1 protein-coding gene is annotated in these 722 nt (G+C 56.2%); it reads left to right on the forward strand.

Annotated elements, in window-relative coordinates:
- Positions 1–343: hypothetical protein (locus M5B96_RS32355; RefSeq protein ID WP_248801227.1), on the forward strand; the 343-nt coding region annotated here is incomplete at its 5' end.
- Positions 344–722: the final 379 nt, after the last annotated feature.

The following is a 722-nucleotide window of genomic DNA, read 5'->3' on the forward strand; positions in this document are numbered from 1 at the left end:
TTTGTCGATGGAAGCACTGCTGTTGATCACTGTTTCCCCCATACGGGCCTCGCCCGTATGGGCAGGCCCTCCCCTGAAATCTGGAGGCCTGATGAAGCTGGAAATGGCTTTATACAAGGCGTTGGTCGCGGCCAACGTCTCAGAAGAAAACGCTACCGCTGTTATCGATGCACTGGAGGAAGAAATGAGTTCAGTCCTTGCAACCAAAGCCGATATCTCGGCACTTCGTACTGAAATGAGCGCCATGAGCGCTAAGCTTGAGCTGCGGTTCACCCAGTTGATCGGCGTCATAGGCACCGCAATACTCGGAATGATTTTTGCCGGCTTCAAGTACATGACCTAACACCACCAGCTTGACCCACCCACGCGGGGAACCCTTCCCCGCCGGGCGAAGTGTTCTCCGCGTTCCGCTTCATCAACCAGGAGAATCACCATGCCCAATAGCTACTGCAAAGAGCCTCCACGGCTCAGTCTTTACTCCGTCAGCGCAGACGCAGGCACGCTGATAGAACACCGGCTCCCTGCGATGCCCGCAGCTGATCGGCCTTCACTTCATGGGCGTGGTCCTTGTCGACCATGCCCACTCAACACCCTCTCCCAGGCCACTGATCTGTCATCAAGTCGACAAGACGGATAGCTCACTCTGCGGCTCCGGCTACGAACAGGCCACGCGAGACTGATGATCATCGTCACGCGATTCAATTGATTTTGGGTGCCCTGCC

This window comes from Pseudomonas sp. MWU13-2105, from assembly GCF_023242315.1.
Classification (GTDB): Bacteria; Pseudomonadota; Gammaproteobacteria; order Pseudomonadales; family Pseudomonadaceae; genus Aquipseudomonas.